The organism is Thermococcus gammatolerans EJ3, from assembly GCF_000022365.1.
GTDB lineage: Archaea > Methanobacteriota_B > Thermococci > Thermococcales > Thermococcaceae > Thermococcus > Thermococcus gammatolerans.
In genome coordinates, this window is record NC_012804.1 from 358,618 (window position 1) to 373,311 (window position 14,694).

Consider the following 14,694-nt stretch of genomic DNA (forward strand, 5'->3'; position numbering starts at 1 on the left):
CAAATATCCCTCAGTCAGAGGCTGAAAAAGAGAAAATGTTAAAATATCCCAAAGCAAAAATCTAATCGGTGATTGCTAATGAGGCAATCCTTGAGAATTTTACTTATGCTTGTCTTGGCGGAGGGATTATTTGCCTTGTCCTTGGTACCAACGGCCAGCGCAGAAGAAGAAAAGCAGACAAGAATTCTAATAATTGATGGAAGTTACCCTAGTTCATTTCTTAGTGGAGTCTCAGGATATGGGGAAAGTAGTGTATTAGATGCAATGGATGTAGCCAAATACAGTGAGGAGTATTTAAAAGAGAATTTTGATTTATTTGTAGTCACGGCAGAGTTAAGTGGTTGGAGTATTGGGTGGGAGGATTATCCATCACTGGTAGGAAAGCTCTGGAACGCGGTAGAAGCTGGAAAGTCAATAATAATTGTTACCTATGAAGACTATTCGTCCCCTGCAAATACTGTAATCTCGAACTGTAATCTCGATAAGTCATTTCCCAACACCTAAAGAGTTCGTTGAATATAATGTTATTCCTAGTGACCTCACGCAAGAGGTTAAGAAGATAGAGTGTTCGGGAGTCAACTATTTTATTTATGGGAGCAGTCCCCTGGTTTTATCACCATCAAAATCTGGTTATCCTGATCCACCAGGAGCCCTGGCAGTCTACGGAACTTACGGGAAGGGAAAGTATGCCGTAGTTTCATGGGAACTTTTTGTCTCCGGTTATTGTAGAGGTGACGTTGGCCCTCTGTTCAGCGACATTATGCACTGGCTCACAAACCGCGAGATTCCCGCCCCACTAACTCTCAATGAAATGATGCAAAAAGTTCAAACTATTAATCAAACCCTGAACACCCTTTATTCTGAAGCTCAGGATATCAAGAGGGAACTCGAAAAGACAAAACAAGAAGCCCAGAATTTACCCTCAGTTTCAAAGAGGATTGATGAGGTAGAAAAAAGAGTCGAAAACAATGAAGAGCAAATCGGCGAACTTTCACAGCACGTTCAGGATGTGAAGATGGAACTTGAAAAAATTAAACAAGAAATCGAGGGTTTGCCTTCGGTCTCCGGAAGAGTGAATGAGACAGAAAAAAAGGTTGAAAATAATAAAAAACAACTCATTGAACTTTCACAAGAAGTTACAGAGCTCGAGCAACGAATAAACCAGCTCAGCAAAAAAATTGACGAGATAGAAAAGAACAGTCCTGCAGAAACAACAGTGGTTCAGCGTGAAACGTCATCGAAAACTGAGAGTTCATCTAAAACATGTGGAGTATGTCTCTTGGCGTTGCTCCCATTAGTTGTCTTAGTATCCAGAAAAATAAAGAGCAAGTAAATACCCCAAAGAAACAAACTCATTATAATCCTCTTCCTTTTTCCACAACATTTGGAGAAGTTTTCCAAATATTTTGAAGCCCTTGCCCAAGCGAAGTTTGAGGTGCTCCCTATTGTGGATAGGCTCAAGTTTGTGGAGGTTTACTGAGGATGCTAAAGGAAGGTGCTGGAAAAGCTGTCCTCGCGGTTGCTGAGCTGGTGGGGGAGGAGCCTTCGGAGGGAGTGTTCTGTCTGAAGTAGGAGTCATCTAGGAATAGTTTTTTGCTCGTTAGAAAAATATCTACGGGGAAACTTCCCATTAAGGAGAGCAAAAGAAATCAGAGAAAATAAGAGCTCATTCAATGCCCAGTTTAAACTTCTTCACCTGCTCAAGTACGTACTCCCTAATTTTCCTCGCCTTCGGCAGTTCCGCAACTATCTCGCCGTTCTCGATAAGGGGCTGTAGGAGTGGCTCGACCCTGGCACCGCAGACAGGACAGCGTTCGAGCTTTTTGTCGGAGGGAACGCGGTGGTAGTGGCCGTTCTCACAGCGGTAAACCTGCTTCCTCCCGCTCAGCTTCCCGCGCTTCGTTATCGGCTTTCCATCGACCTCAACGATGTCAAGCGAGAAGTCTATCGGCTTTGCGCTCGCTATGGCCGAGCCGACGCCGAAGGCGTCTGCCACGTCAACAATTTCCTTTATGCTCTCCTCGTCGAGGCCACCGCTCACGAAGATTTTCACCCAGTCGTAGCCCCTAAGGTCAAGCTCCCAGCGCACTTCCTCGATTATCTTCCTGAAGTTGCCCCTCCTCGAGCCAGGAGTGTCCAAGCGAACCGCGTTCAGCCTTTTGCCTAAGGCCTCGGCCGCCATCAGCGCCTCGAACTTCTCGTCGCAGAGGGTGTCAACCAGAGCGGTTCTCGGGACTTCCTGCTCAACGACCTCGTCGAAGTACTTCCAGGCCTTAACTTGGTCGCCGACCGTGAGGATTAGCGCGTGGGGCATGGTTCCAACGGGCTTTTCCCCCATCATTTCCGCTCCTAGAACACCGCTCACACCGTCGCAGCCGCCTATGAAGGCCGCTCTATCAATCATCGGCGCTATCGCGGGGTGCATGTGCCTTATTCCAAAGGAGTAAACGGGCTTGAAGTTGGCGGCAATCTTGATTCTCAAGGCGGCCGTCGCTATCCCGCTCGCCTGACTGAGCATTCCCAGCAAAGCCGTCTCATAGACTCCAAACTCCTCGTAGTAGCCTTCAATCTGGAGAACGGGCTCGTAGGGGTGGAATATCGTGCCCTCCTTCATCGCGTAGACGTCCACGGGAAGGCCCTCAAGGAGCTTCGCGACCTCCTCGATTCCCGCTAAGACTCCCCACTTCCAGCCGTGTGGCAGTGAGGTTGTCGTCACATCGGCGAAGACCTTCCTGTGGATTCCCTTTTCTGTCAGTATCTTCTTCGTTCGAATGAAGTAAACGTCCGTCGTTTTCCCGGCCTTTATATCGTCCTCATGGGCGATGTAGAAGTCCCTCATCACAACCACCTGATTGAGAGTCCGTGCAATCCGATTTAAGGCTTTCCAACGGCAAACCTTGCCATGTGCATCCCGGTTGCACAGAACTCGTTGAGTGTAGGAAAAAGATGAAAGGCGAGCTTTGTTTAGCCCACTCTGAATGGGAGCTCGACGCTTTCCCCGCGTTCCCTTTTGTGAAGCTCCCTCCTGTAGGCCTCAAGGGGCTTATCCTCAACCTTCAGAAAACCTGCGAAGGTCTTTGGTCGTTTCTCAAGTTCGTCGAAGAACTCCGGATAGCGCTTGTCCCGGACTATGTGGTGGTCGAGGATTATCTCGGCGTTCGTCTCGCGGATTATCTCGTTCAGATTCTTGATCCCGGTCTCCCAGCTTCCCTCGGCGCGCTTTCCGAGGTAAGTAGGCGGTCCGCCGGTTATGAGCAAATCCGGGTTCTTTTCGATTATCCACTCGACGGCCTTTCTGTTGAGGAGCTGGATGTCACTGGCGTGGATTATCCTCTCGGAGCCGTCGTCAATGAGAACCATCACCACGAAGCCCAGCCTTGAGCCCTCGCTCCCGTGCGGAACCGCCGGCGAGAACTCCAGCGTAACGCCACCGAGGTCAAAGGCCCTCCCGTCCGCGAACTCTATCCTCCTTGCAATCGGCTCCGCGTTCTTGAGGAAGGCCCAGGCCCTCTTCCTCTGGCTGAAGTTGATGTTCTCCCTGGGGTGCTTAATGAGGAGAAGCTTTCCGGCGTAAATTTCCCTCGCATATTCTTCGCTTGAGCTCTCATAGAGCCCCTCGAAGAAGGGAGTATGGTGATCGTAATGGTAGTGGGAGATGGTGACCACGTCCGCCCTTCGGGCATAGCCCTGTATCTTCCTCCTCATCTTCTGGAGAGTTTCAAGCTCGATTTTCGCCGGCGGAAGGCCGTAGCGTTTCGGCCCGAGGGCAACGCCCGGGTCGATGAGGATTTTTATCCCCCCTGCCTCTACGAAAGTTGCCAGGCTCCTAACGCCAAGGCTTTCCGAGGCGAGCGGGATTACGCGCATGATTCTGGTTGGGGGTTTCCTCTTTAAAAGCTATCCCGTGTGTACACCTTAGCACTTGCGTACTGCAACTTGACGCCTCTTTTAGCCTCTATCGGAACGTATTCCGAGTCGAGGCCTAGATATTTCGGCCCGAATATTTCGAGTCCCTTGGATGTCCTCCAGATTTTGGGAGCGGAATAACCAACGACTATGTACTCACTTCCTTCCTTGACCTCAGAATTGATCACGGGCACTCCTTCGGGGGTTACCATTGAAATGAGATCCGGCACCGTCACGTCTATCCTCCCGTTCCTCCACGATGCAAGGTTTTCATTTTTGAAGGCTATCCTGTAGCTTTCGTTTTTGAACCCTTCAACACCTTCAAGCTCGAACTCTCCAACTGTGAACCCGCCCTTCTCTCTTCTCTCGACCCCAACAACAATCCCCCTGAAGAGAACCGTCCAGCCGAGTCCCTCCAGTACCTCCTCAGGATTTTTGCCGTCCTCCCTGGCGATTCTGAGCTCCCTGCCAGTCCGGAGCGAGCGGGACACAGTACCATGAACAACGGCATTACCCATCTCGGAAACCCTGAAGGGGTGGGATGTAACACCGACGTTCGCCCCAATCACAGAGACTATGGCCCTGACTATCTTCTCAGCTTCAGTGTCGTCCTTCACTCTGGAGAAAATAAGCTCGTCTCCGTGAGGCGTTACGAGGGAAAAGGGTGTCATGGGCATGCCCAACAGGTGGTACGTGGAGTGCTGCAGCTCCGGAACGGCCCTTCCAGCGGCGTCGGCATCAATGACAACCTTCCCGAGGAGAGCACCCACCACTAGAGCCCTCGCCGTGTTTGCACCCCCGAGCTCCGTTGCGATGACACCGGCGAAACTCTCTCCAAGATACTCCTCCAATAGCTCAAACGATCGCGTTACCGTGCCATTTGGGTACGCCGAGGTAACTTCCCTGGGGGAGAGTGAACCGACTGAGTACGGCATGGCAACGATTGCCCCCTTTTTTATCTCCCCGAGTTCCGCCAGACGGAATTCCCCTCCCCTCCTCAATGTTTTTTTCACGATATGCCACCCGACCTTGGGGTCCCCTCCTCCCCCGGTTCCGAAGAGGGTTGCGCCGAGGATTATATCCCTGAGGTCAGCCTCATCGAGAACCTTCATGCTCCTTTCCCTCCATGTACTTCAGGGCGACTAAGGCTGCCGCCTTTGCCTCGGGCATTAAGGGCTCTCTGAGCTCAACTTTCTCCCCGAACTCCTCTTCGAGCCTTCTCGTCAGCAAAGGCCTAAGCAAATCCCTGGAACCGAAGTAGAACCCACCTGTTATCGCCAGCTTATCCCTCACGCTTGAGAAGCCGAGCCTTCTCACCGCGGCTCTGTAGGTGAGGACTATCTCCTCGACGGCATCTTTTATTATCCCCATTGCAACCTCGTCCTTTTCCCTCGCCGCTTTCACGACGTAGGGGGCGAAACCTCCCAGGAGAGTCTTTGGGTTTTCCGACGAGTATATCCTGCCTATTATTCCGTCAGGGGTGTTTGCCTTGAAGTACTCGAGCATGTACTCCCTCAACCTTGTGCCCCTTCCCCGTCCGTCGTAGGCCCTTAGGGCGGCCCTGATTCCCTCTTTCCCAACCCAGAACCCGCTTCCTTCATCACCCACAAGGTGTCCCCAACCACCCACCCTGACGGTTTTGCCTTCCTCGTTGATTCCATAAGCAATCGAGCCCGTTCCGGCGATTAAGACGACGCCTGGGTTAAAGAGAAAGCATGCCACGTGGGCTATTTCGTAGTCCCTCTTCACGATTATTTCTGCCCCGGGAAGGAGCTCCCCGAGGATTCCCTCTAAGATATCCTTCATTCCCCCCAGTGTTCCAGCGGCGGAAACGCAGGCAACTTTGACCGAACCCCGGAAATTGCCGAGTGCCTCCGAGACGGCTTTCCTTATTGAAGCCCTCACAGTCTCCATTGGCGAGGCGTTCGGATTTGATGGCCCCCCAAACCCTTCTCCGAGTACTTCCCCGTTCCAATCAACCAGCACCGCGTGCGTTTTCGTTCCACCGCAGTCGAGCCCTAGGATCATCTAACTCACCTTCTGCTCCCCATGTACCATGAGACTAAGAGTCCGGAGACCCCCACCTGGGCGAGCAGGAGAACCTGGGAAAACACGCCGAACGTTATCTTATCGAAGGACAGGGTAACCGTGAAGAGCGGAGGCAGTGTGAAGCTTATCAGCAGGAGGTAATGGAGGTACTTGCCCCTCAACATTGAGATGGTTGCCCCCGCGTTCATAATGCCAAGCAGAATGCCCATGCTCCTCCAGGTTTTCATCTTGGTTGCGGCGCTGAGTCCCCTGAGGACGTCGGGAGGAAGGGGGAGCTTAAGCCCTTCGTAGGCTGCAATGAGGCCTATGAGCAGAAATATCGAGGCGAAGAGAAGGGAGATAAGGTTTAGCCTCTTCTCGTCCATCGGGCTGGCTAGGGCAATGCCTACAACGATAATCACCAGATAGAGAGCGCCAATCGCCCACCAGGTTACGGGAACCGCCCCTATGTATATGGCGGGTGGTCTGAGGAGGATCAGCACGCCAAGTGAAGTCGCCGCTATGGCCCCTGCGAGTGCAGAGTAGCCCCATCTCATAAGGAGGAACAGGAACAGGCTTATTATGGCCTCGATAAGGATGAAAATTCCGATTGTCACGTCTTTTTGGATATACACTGGGAACATGTCGAGGAAAACCAATGAGAGCATCAACGCCAGTATGAGTGAAAGTACCTCAAGCCGTGAGAGTCTCATCAGATCACCTCCTCCTGAGCTTCGGGTTGAGGTAGTCCTGAAGGGCCTCGCCAAGGCACACGAACGCTATTACAGCCAGCGCTATCATCACACCGGGGACTATGATCCACTGCCACATGCCCTTCATCACTATCATCATCATGTTCTTGTTGGCCGTGTACATGACGTAGCCCCAGTCGGGGTTGTGGGGGTCGCCGAGGCCGAGGAAAGTCAGTGACGCCACGGTAACTATGAAGCCCGCTATCTGAATCGTGGCTCTGGCGAAGAGCAGGGGTATCGTGCTGGGGAGTATGTGCCTGAAGATTATCCTCCCCTTGCTGGCCCCTAGTGCTATCGCCGCCTCAACGTAGGTTCTGTTCTTTAGCTGGAGTGTCTGTGCCCTCACCATTCTTGCCGTTGAGGGCCACGCGATGAGGGCTATCACGATTATCGTGTACCATATGTTCCAGACATTGGAGAAGAGCGCCGCTATGACTATCAAGAGCAGCAGACTGGGAAGCATCATTATGGAGTCCGATACGAAGACGAGGATTTCATCGACGATGCCCCCGTAATAGCCTGCAACGGTACCGACGAGTGCCCCTATCGTTACGGTTAGCAGGGCGGCGATGAAACCCACTGCCAGTGAAATCCTCGTTCCGTAGACTATTTGGGCCCAGATGTCCTTTCCCTCCTGATCTATACCGCACGGATGATCCCACGATGCTGGAACGAATGTTTCATCCGATGTCCAATCTGGAGTGTATTTCGTAAAAAGGCCCGGGAATAAGGCCATAATGAGGAGGAATGCGAGTATTATTACGCCAACCTTACCCATTTTGTGGTGCCAAACGTAGCCGGAGACCTCCTTGAGGGACTCCCATTTCTCCTCAAGTTTCTCCCTCAGGGTCATTGCCATTTTATCCCCTCCTGATCCTCGGGTCGAGGTAGGCGTAGGTTATCTCGGCTATCGTGATGGCGAGTATCACGGCGACCGCTATTATGTAAAACGAGGCCAAAACCACCGGGTAATCCTTGTTCCAGATGGCAGTGTATATCAGTGTCCCCATGCCCGGATAGTTGAAGACTGTCTCGGTGACAACGGCTCCACCGAAGAGGAAGCCGAGGTCTATTGCCATCATCGTGATTATTGGGGGCATTATGCTCCTGAGAACGTATCTCTCGATGATGTAGTCTTCCCGTAGGCCCATAGCACGAAATGAGACAACGTAGTCGTTGGTGTATTCCTCGGATACCATGTTCCTGATTGTGAGGAGGTACGAGACTGCGTAGATCTTGGAGAGGGCTATGATGGGAAGGAGACTGTGCCACAACCAGTCTATCATGTGATGAAACACGTTACGGGGGTGAAGCTCGGATGAGGTTAGAAACGGGAAGAGGCCGAGCTTGAACGCGAAAACGTAAAGCAGAACCATTCCAAGCCAGAACACGGGGAGGGATCTTATTCCAAGGGTTATCCAGATGATGGCAGATTCCTTGAGCGTGCCCCTGTTTCGGGCGCAGTACAGGCCCAAAATCATTCCGAGCATGGCACCGAAAAAGTACGCGGCGGTAACGAGGCTGAGGGTGTATGGTAGACGAACCGATATCAAATCGATTATGGGCTTATTGTAAACTGGCGATTTCATCTTGAAGAGCGAAAACGTGGCCATGCCGTAGAGCATCTTGGCTGCCCCCACGAGGAAGCTGTCCCTGTAACCCCACTCCTTCAGGAGGGCCTCATACTGGGCTTCCGTTATTTTTCCCTGGTAGAGGTACTGATCGAAGGGCGTTCCCGGGGCAAGTCTTAGGAGGGTGTATATGATAAGGATGACGAAGATGAGGGTGAGAAGCCTGTGGGCAATTTTAGCGAGCGTGTACGAGACCATTCCCCTTGCCATGATGGCTCACCACCAGAAGTTCGTCAAAAAAGAAATTAAAGAAGGACTCACCTTCTCCTCTTCAACAGCGGAAGCACAGCAAAGAGCACCAGTGCCGCCGGTCCACAAAGGCCTTTCTCACCTTTCTTGGTGGTTGAGGTCGATGATGAGGGGGTCTTTGAGGATGACGTCGTTGTGGAGGATTTTTCTGATGAAGTTGTGGTCGTTGGCTTCTCCGGGTTTCCAAGGAGCGACCAGTAGCCAAGCGTTAAGAACCTCGGGTTTGGCGCCCAGTCCTTGTAGCGGTCAACCCTGTAGGGCGTTGCGACTATCGGGTGGTAGAGGGCTATGAAGACGACGTTGTTGGCGAGTATCTCCTCGAGCTTGTGGGCCAGGGCCGGATCGCCGGTCCTCTGGAACTCCTCGAAGGTTTCGTCATAGGTCTTGTTGGAGAAGCCCACCCTGTTGCCCGGGTTGTCGCTGGTGAACCAGATGAGGTCTGTCGGCTTGTGCGGGACGAAACCAACTATCGCCATGTCCCACGAGCCTGCTCCCCACTTGTCCCAGTAGTCGCCGGCCTTGTCAACGTCAACCTTGATGCCGACGTCCTTGAGGTAGTTCGCTATTTCATCGCCTATCGCGTCCCTGAAGAACGAGTCTCCGGGGGCCCTCGTGAGGAGGTATATCTTGAAGGGCTTTCCGTCGGGTGTTTCTCTGTAGCCGTCGCCGTTAACGTCCTTGAAGCCAAGCTCATCGAGTATCTCCTTGGCCTTGTCCGGATCGTAGGGGTACAGATTCTCCTTGGGCATGTACTTGCAGTACTCGCCGAAGAACGGGCCGAGGAAGCCCATGCTTCCCGCTTTTGCTCCGTCAGTTCCGTAGTACTTCTGGACTATCTTGTCAACGGGGAGTGCGTAGGCTATTGCCTTTCTGAATTTGAGGTCGTTGTAGGGCCACTTCTTGAAGTTAAACGCCAGAAGGTGGGTTGACTTTGAGGCCGCGCGGTATATCTTAACGTTTGGATCACCGGAAACCATGTTTTCGAACTCTTTGAGGTACTTTCCAAAGAAGTAGAAGTAGCCCGCGTCGAGCTCGCCGTTGGCGACCATCATGGCGAACTGGTTCTTGTCGGTCAGAACCTTGAAGATGGCGGTGTCGACCTCAGGCTTCCCGAGGTAGTAGTCCTTAAAGGCCTGGAGCTTGACGTACTCGCCGGGCTTGATCTCAGCGACCTTGAACGGGCCACAACCTACCAGCTGCTCTGGCTTGTCGAGAGAGGCTGTCGGATCGGAGATTATGTTCTTGTCCTCCCATATGTGCTTCGGGACTATGTAGAGCGTTGTAAAGGCCATCTCAAGGAACTTGTCGGCGGCTGCGGACTGGTTGTAGACAAGCTGAACCGTGTACTTGTCAACTACCTTGACTTCCTGAAGGCCGTTGATGATGAGCGTGTCCGGGTTCACGAACTTTGCGGGGTTGCTCTTGAAGAGCTCGATGGTGAATTTAACGTCCTCTGCGGTTACCTCCTTGCCGTCGTGCCACTTAACGCCCTTCCTTAGGTGGAACGTCAGAACTTTGTTATCCCCCTCTTTCTTGAACTCCCACTTCTCCGCGAGCGCACCCGTGACCTTAGTACCGCTCTTGTCCCACCTTATGAGTGGCTCGTACACCTTGTCGAGGATAACGTTACTGTACACTGTGCTTGATGTCAGCGGGTTCAGCGTTTTCCATTTGCCAACCGCGAGGACGAGTTCTGTTCCCGCTGATGCACTGACTCTTGGCGCTGCAGCGATGCTACTTAAAAACAAAACTGCCAGCAGTAGCGAAAGCCCCTTTCTGTTCATAGGGACACCTCCCGCCTATTCTCGTTTATTAATGCGCCTTTCGCATATATAAGATTTTTTGTTTCATCGAAGTTTTTTGTTAATAAAAAAGAAAATGCTGATAAAAGATTTTGATTTATGTTTAAAATCTTTCTACGACCTTAACTAGCCCTTCGGGGAAATCCGGGTTCAGATTGTTAAGAACGGCTAGGTAGTAGGAAACTATCTGTATTGGAACTATGAATGGGATCACAGCGAGTTCTTCGCTCCCGTTCCAAGGAACCCTTACGCAGTTCTCGAAAACATCCGAGTTCGTGAAAACAAGCGGCTCTGCGTTCCTCGATGCGAGGTCGTCGATAAGCCTCTTGAGCGCGCCGGTTGAACTACCTTCCGGTGCGATGACGATGGGCTGAGGCTTCTCTGGTCCTCGCAACAATGCCACCGGTCCGTGCCTGAACTCGAGTGCCGGAAAAACCTCGTTGGGAAGGCCGAGGGTTTCCCTGAACTTGAGAGCACCCTCCAGCGCCACTACATAACCCGAGCCCGAGCCGAGGTGGACGAAGGCCTTCCTGGAGACCAGACTCTCTGCTATCGAGCGGTACTCGTTCTCCCGTGCGAGGACTCTCTCAACGGCTTGTTGTATGGCCATTAGCTCATTGAGGCCCTCCTCCCTTCCCAGCAGTTTGAGCGCTATTCCCTGGAGGACGAGGGTTATTGCCGAGAACGACTTCGTGGCGGGTATGTTGGGCTCTTCGCCGTTCGGTATAGCGATTGTCTCATCGGAGACCTCTTCTATCTTCGAGTTTTCGTTGCACGTTACCCCGATGATCGTTGCGCCTTTCTCCCTGGCAACCTTTACGGCCTCGATGACTTCTCCAGTTTTTCCTGACCTTGACGACGCCACCACGAGTGCGCCTTTTGCAAGCTCTCTGTAATGAAGCATGAACTCCGAGGCCGGAAATGCGTGGCTCTCAATGGAACTTTTCAGGAGAACGTGGTTGCCTGCCAGGGAGGAGAAGTAGGAACTGCCGCAGCCGATGAAGATAACCCTTCGGAATCCCTTCTCCGGTGGATCCCATTCCTTGAGGATCTTAAGGGCGGAATCCAGTGCCTGTGGCGTCTCCCTAATCGACCTTATCATGTTGAACTCCATTGGCATCCCCCTTACGGCTTAGGTCACCACGGATTATAAGCGTTTCTAAATTTATTGAGTATAAGAGCAAATTTTAGGGATAACTCTGAATACTTTTAATAAACAGACAGTTTTTCGAAAACTTTTAAAACATTCCAACGCTAATATAATCGGGGGAACACCATGTACAGGGGCACCTGGCTTCATCCCTGGGACTTCACCGGTTACACCATCGAGAGGATTGCTAAAATCGGCTTTAACCACGTCAGCATGGCTGTTAGATACTTTGAGGAGAGACAGGACTGGCCCGGTCCAAACATAATCTTTCAAAACCCCGGGAGAAGGGCTTACACGGCCGAAGAAAACGCCGTTTACTGGGACGCTGACGGGAATAGGTATTCTCATCTGCCCCCTTACCTGAGACCCGAAAGATCGAGGGAAGCGAAGGGAGACATCGTGGAGAGGTTCGTCAATGCCTGTGAGGAGAACTCCCTAAAGAGCGTCCTCTGGTTTCCCACGCTGAGATGGGAGAAGGCCGTGAGGGACGACATAGGGGTTGGCATGAAGGACGTCTACGGCTCCCACCCCGGCTACAAGCGAATGTTCCTCTGCCCCTCCAACCCCCTCGTGAGGGAAGCGCTCGAACTGATGGTTGAAGAACTCTCCGAAAAGTACGACTTCGACGAGTTTGAGTTTGACTTTATCAGATACCCAGAGGTGCCCTCAACACACGGCACGCCTCTTTTAAGTCTGGCTCTTTCCCCGTGCTTCTGCAAATACTGTCAGGAGAGGGCCAGGGATTACGGGGTTGACCTCGAAGAGGTTAAGCGGGAGCTCAAAGAGCTCGTGGAGTGGCACGTTGATTACCTCTCGAACACGCCTTACTGCACCGATGAGGATTACCTGCAGGCAGTTCACAGCGAGCTTGCTAGGTTTCTCCTTGAGGGTGACCTCGTGAAGAAGTGGATTAAGTTCAGGGCGGAGGTGATAGCCGACCTACTGAAAGACCTCTCCAAGATAGTCAGGAGGAACAATCCGGGGGCGAAGGTAACCGCCGACCTGTATCCTCCATCGGGCTCGTGGCTCCTCGGACAGGATTACAAAACGATCTCCAAAATCGTGGACGGGGTTAAGGTTATGATATACACGAAGCCCTTCGGGAAGTCGGTGTGCAGGATTCCCTACGAGTCGAGGCTCGCGAGGAAGCTTCTCGGCAAAAAGCTCCTCGTCATAGGGCTCGCCTCCTGGCCACCCATGACCCCGGAGGACATCGAAAGGGAGTTCAGGCTCGTCCTCTCTTCTCCCGCCGATGGCGTCGGTTTCTATTCTTACGGGTGGACGCCCGATGGGAACCTTCTTACGATTGAAAGACTCTTCAGGGAGGTGGGAACATGAAGTTCGGTATCAACTGCTGGAGTTTTCCGAAGACCCTGCCAGTTGAGGAGGCCGTAAAGGCCGCCGGCAGGATTGGTTACGAGGGCTATGAAGTTGGTCTCTCGATCGAGGATTTTGAAGCCTTTGGCAAGCCCGAGTTCAAGGAGAAGTTCAGAAAGATAAGGGAGGTCGCCGAGAGTTGTAAGGTGGAGATACCGAGCGTTGCAACGGGCCTCTTCTGGAGGTTCAACCCGCTGACGGACCAGGAGAAGGCGTTGAAGGTCGTCGAGGCCGAGTGCGAAGCCGCTTCGGAGCTCGGCGCGAGGCTTATTCTCGTCGTGCCCGGGAGTGGAGTCCCGGAGCTTTCCTACGAGGAGCACTTCAAGAGGGCGGCAGAGTTCGGAAGGAAGGCCTCTGAGATAGCCGAGGACTATGGGATAAAAATCGGCCTCGAAAACGTCTGGAACAGGGTCTTCGCCGGGCCACTGGAGTTCAAGAGACTTCTGGATGAGATAGAGGAGGACAACGTTGGGGCCTACTTTGACGCCGGCAACACCCTGCCCCACTCGCTCCCGGAGCACTGGATAGACGTTTTAGGGGACAAGATCTTCCAGGTTCACGTTAAGGACTTCAACCTCGTGGAGCTCAAGTTTGGAATCCCGCTGAGCGGTAGCGTCAACTGGACGGCCGTTAGGGAGGCCCTAGAAAGGATTGGCTACGATGGCTACGTCCTGCCGGAGGTTCCGCCCTACCTCGGCGACCCGCTCAAAGCGGCTGAAGACTCTCTGACGTCCCTGAGAAAGATATTCGGGTGATGGGTATGAGGATAGCCCTCATCGGAGCGGGCAATATGGGGAGTCTCCACCTCAAGGTCATGAAAATGGCGGGGGTCGAGATAGCAGGGGTCTGTGACGTAAAGGACGAGGTTCTGAGAAAGGTAAAGGAGGAATACGGCGTTCCTGTTTACAAGGACTACCAGGAGATGCTCGAAAAGGAGAGCCCGGACGGGGTTATAATCGCAACACCCCCACACCTCCACAGGGAGCAGGCGATATACGCCCTCAAGAAGGGCTACTACGTTCTCCTCGAGAAGCCGATGGGCGCAAACCTTCAGGACGCGAGGGCCATATACAGGCGCGCGAGGGGCACGAACAGGCTAATGGTGGCGTTCAGCCTCCGCTTCCACGGGCTCTTCATGAAGGTCAAGGACTACCTTGAGAGGGACCTTGGGGACATACTCTTCCAGTGGCACGTGGCTCTCGGCAGGACGCCGGTCAACGAGTGGATAAAGGACTCCCGGAAGAGCGGGGGAATGATAAACGAGAACGCCGTCCACGTTGTCTATTACTTCCTCTGGTACGCGGGCGACATAAAGAAGGTCTACGGAAGGTGCTGGACCCTCGAGGAAGATGCCACTATTGAGGACAACGCCGCGGTCACCTTCGTCCACAGGAACGGCGCGGTCTCGACGCTCATGCAGACTTGGACGGCCCAGCACCGCTGGAGGAAGTGGGGACTTCAGGCAACGAACGGCACAGTGACCGTTGACGGCTACCTCGGCGGGGACTACAAGATATCAACGCGGGAGATGAGGGTTCTCGAGGAGGGGAACTTCAGCGAAGAGGTCGAGCTCATGTACCTCAGACAGCTCAAACACTTCCTCCACTGCATAGAGACCGGAGAAAAGCCCGTTGTCAATGAGGAGGACGGTCTGAAGGTACACAGGGCAGTTCAGGCCCTCTATCGCTCGTCCCGTCTCGACAGGATGGTTCCCCTGTGAGACTCCCCTTGCAAAATCTTTTTATATATCCTTATGAACAAATCGGTAAAAATCAGAGGCATCTAATGGCACTGGAAAG

Annotated in this window: 14 protein-coding genes; 5 read left to right on the plus strand and 9 right to left on the minus strand. The window is 52.9% G+C overall.

Annotated elements, in window-relative coordinates:
* The first annotated feature begins 78 nt into the window (after positions 1–78).
* Entirely contained in the window at positions 79–504 is a 426-nt protein-coding gene (locus tag TGAM_RS01915) for a hypothetical protein (RefSeq protein ID WP_048811014.1), read from the plus strand.
* A 256-nt stretch (positions 505–760) separates the two neighbouring features.
* A complete protein-coding gene (locus TGAM_RS01920; protein ID WP_015857997.1) occupies positions 761–1,333 on the plus strand; it encodes a hypothetical protein in 573 nt (190 codons plus the stop codon).
* Positions 1,334–1,666: 333 nt separating this feature from the next.
* On the opposite strand, the gene TGAM_RS01925 is transcribed toward TGAM_RS01920, so the two are convergent.
* The 9 genes from TGAM_RS01925 to TGAM_RS01965 all read right to left on the minus strand — a co-directional run bounded on the left by TGAM_RS01925 (position 1,667) and on the right by TGAM_RS01965 (position 11,488).
* Positions 1,667–2,839, minus strand: coding sequence for a nicotinate phosphoribosyltransferase (locus TGAM_RS01925; protein WP_015857998.1), 1,173 nt, complete (start codon positions 2,837–2,839; stop codon positions 1,667–1,669).
* Between the two features lie 125 nt (positions 2,840–2,964).
* Complete coding sequence (locus tag TGAM_RS01930; RefSeq protein ID WP_015857999.1) at positions 2,965–3,867, minus strand: MBL fold metallo-hydrolase; 903 nt, start codon at positions 3,865–3,867, stop codon at positions 2,965–2,967.
* Between the two features lie 23 nt (positions 3,868–3,890).
* The gene (locus TGAM_RS01935) at positions 3,891–5,018 is read right to left on the minus strand and encodes a DUF917 domain-containing protein (RefSeq protein WP_015858000.1); all 1,128 of its coding nucleotides are present in this window, start codon (positions 5,016–5,018) and stop codon (positions 3,891–3,893) included.
* A complete protein-coding gene (locus TGAM_RS01940; protein ID WP_015858001.1) occupies positions 5,002–5,934 on the minus strand; it encodes a BadF/BadG/BcrA/BcrD ATPase family protein in 933 nt (310 codons plus the stop codon). The genes TGAM_RS01935 and TGAM_RS01940 overlap by 17 nt, the downstream gene beginning before the upstream one ends.
* A gap of 5 nt (positions 5,935–5,939) precedes the next feature.
* The gene (locus TGAM_RS01945) at positions 5,940–6,647 is read right to left on the minus strand and encodes a hypothetical protein (protein ID WP_048811015.1); all 708 of its coding nucleotides are present in this window, start codon (positions 6,645–6,647) and stop codon (positions 5,940–5,942) included.
* A 4-nt stretch (positions 6,648–6,651) separates the two neighbouring features.
* Positions 6,652–7,545, minus strand: coding sequence for an ABC transporter permease (locus TGAM_RS01950; RefSeq protein WP_015858003.1), 894 nt, complete (start codon positions 7,543–7,545; stop codon positions 6,652–6,654).
* Position 7,546: 1 nt separating this feature from the next.
* Positions 7,547–8,527, minus strand: coding sequence for an ABC transporter permease (locus tag TGAM_RS01955; protein ID WP_015858004.1), 981 nt, complete (start codon positions 8,525–8,527; stop codon positions 7,547–7,549).
* A gap of 47 nt (positions 8,528–8,574) precedes the next feature.
* Positions 8,575–10,350, minus strand: coding sequence for an ABC transporter substrate-binding protein (locus tag TGAM_RS01960; RefSeq protein ID WP_015858005.1), 1,776 nt, complete (start codon positions 10,348–10,350; stop codon positions 8,575–8,577).
* Between the two features lie 121 nt (positions 10,351–10,471).
* Entirely contained in the window at positions 10,472–11,488 is a 1,017-nt protein-coding gene (locus TGAM_RS01965; protein ID WP_015858006.1) for an SIS domain-containing protein, read from the minus strand.
* 156 nt (positions 11,489–11,644) lie between these two features.
* On the opposite strand from TGAM_RS01965, the gene TGAM_RS01970 reads away from it, so the two are divergent.
* From TGAM_RS01970 to TGAM_RS01980, 3 genes are read left to right on the plus strand one after another with little or no spacing between them, the layout of a single operon-like run.
* Positions 11,645–12,856 carry a glycoside hydrolase family 10 protein gene (locus TGAM_RS01970; protein ID WP_015858007.1) on the plus strand — a complete coding sequence of 404 codons (1,212 nt, stop codon included), beginning with the start codon at positions 11,645–11,647 and terminating at the stop codon, positions 12,854–12,856.
* Positions 12,853–13,650 (plus strand): sugar phosphate isomerase/epimerase family protein, encoded by a 798-nt coding sequence (locus TGAM_RS01975; RefSeq protein ID WP_015858008.1) that lies wholly within the window; start codon positions 12,853–12,855, stop codon positions 13,648–13,650. Before TGAM_RS01970 ends, TGAM_RS01975 begins: the two co-directional genes overlap by 4 nt.
* Positions 13,650–14,615 (plus strand): Gfo/Idh/MocA family protein, encoded by a 966-nt coding sequence (locus TGAM_RS01980; protein ID WP_094745776.1) that lies wholly within the window; start codon positions 13,650–13,652, stop codon positions 14,613–14,615. Before TGAM_RS01975 ends, TGAM_RS01980 begins: the two co-directional genes overlap by 1 nt.
* The last annotated feature ends 79 nt before the right edge of the window (positions 14,616–14,694 follow it).

Excerpts from the sequence above, each read along its gene's own strand:
- TGAM_RS01915 (WP_048811014.1), top strand. The coding sequence starts at position 79 with ATGAGGCAATCCTTGAGAATTTTACTTATGCTTGTCTTGGCGGAGGGA.
- TGAM_RS01945 (WP_048811015.1), bottom strand. The coding sequence starts at position 6,647 with ATGAGACTCTCACGGCTTGAGGTACTTTCACTCATACTGGCGTTGATG.
- TGAM_RS01970 (WP_015858007.1), top strand. The coding sequence starts at position 11,645 with ATGTACAGGGGCACCTGGCTTCATCCCTGGGACTTCACCGGTTACACC.
- TGAM_RS01965 (WP_015858006.1), bottom strand. The coding sequence starts at position 11,488 with ATGCCAATGGAGTTCAACATGATAAGGTCGATTAGGGAGACGCCACAG.
- TGAM_RS01980 (WP_094745776.1), top strand. The coding sequence starts at position 13,650 with ATGGGTATGAGGATAGCCCTCATCGGAGCGGGCAATATGGGGAGTCTC.
- TGAM_RS01960 (WP_015858005.1), bottom strand. The coding sequence starts at position 10,350 with ATGAACAGAAAGGGGCTTTCGCTACTGCTGGCAGTTTTGTTTTTAAGT.
- TGAM_RS01940 (WP_015858001.1), bottom strand. The coding sequence starts at position 5,934 with ATGATCCTAGGGCTCGACTGCGGTGGAACGAAAACGCACGCGGTGCTG.
- TGAM_RS01930 (WP_015857999.1), bottom strand. The coding sequence starts at position 3,867 with ATGCGCGTAATCCCGCTCGCCTCGGAAAGCCTTGGCGTTAGGAGCCTG.
- TGAM_RS01950 (WP_015858003.1), bottom strand. The coding sequence starts at position 7,545 with ATGGCAATGACCCTGAGGGAGAAACTTGAGGAGAAATGGGAGTCCCTC.
- TGAM_RS01935 (WP_015858000.1), bottom strand. The coding sequence starts at position 5,018 with ATGAAGGTTCTCGATGAGGCTGACCTCAGGGATATAATCCTCGGCGCA.
- TGAM_RS01925 (WP_015857998.1), bottom strand. The coding sequence starts at position 2,839 with ATGAGGGACTTCTACATCGCCCATGAGGACGATATAAAGGCCGGGAAA.
- TGAM_RS01975 (WP_015858008.1), top strand. The coding sequence starts at position 12,853 with ATGAAGTTCGGTATCAACTGCTGGAGTTTTCCGAAGACCCTGCCAGTT.
- TGAM_RS01955 (WP_015858004.1), bottom strand. The coding sequence starts at position 8,527 with ATGGCAAGGGGAATGGTCTCGTACACGCTCGCTAAAATTGCCCACAGG.
- TGAM_RS01920 (WP_015857997.1), top strand. The coding sequence starts at position 761 with ATGCACTGGCTCACAAACCGCGAGATTCCCGCCCCACTAACTCTCAAT.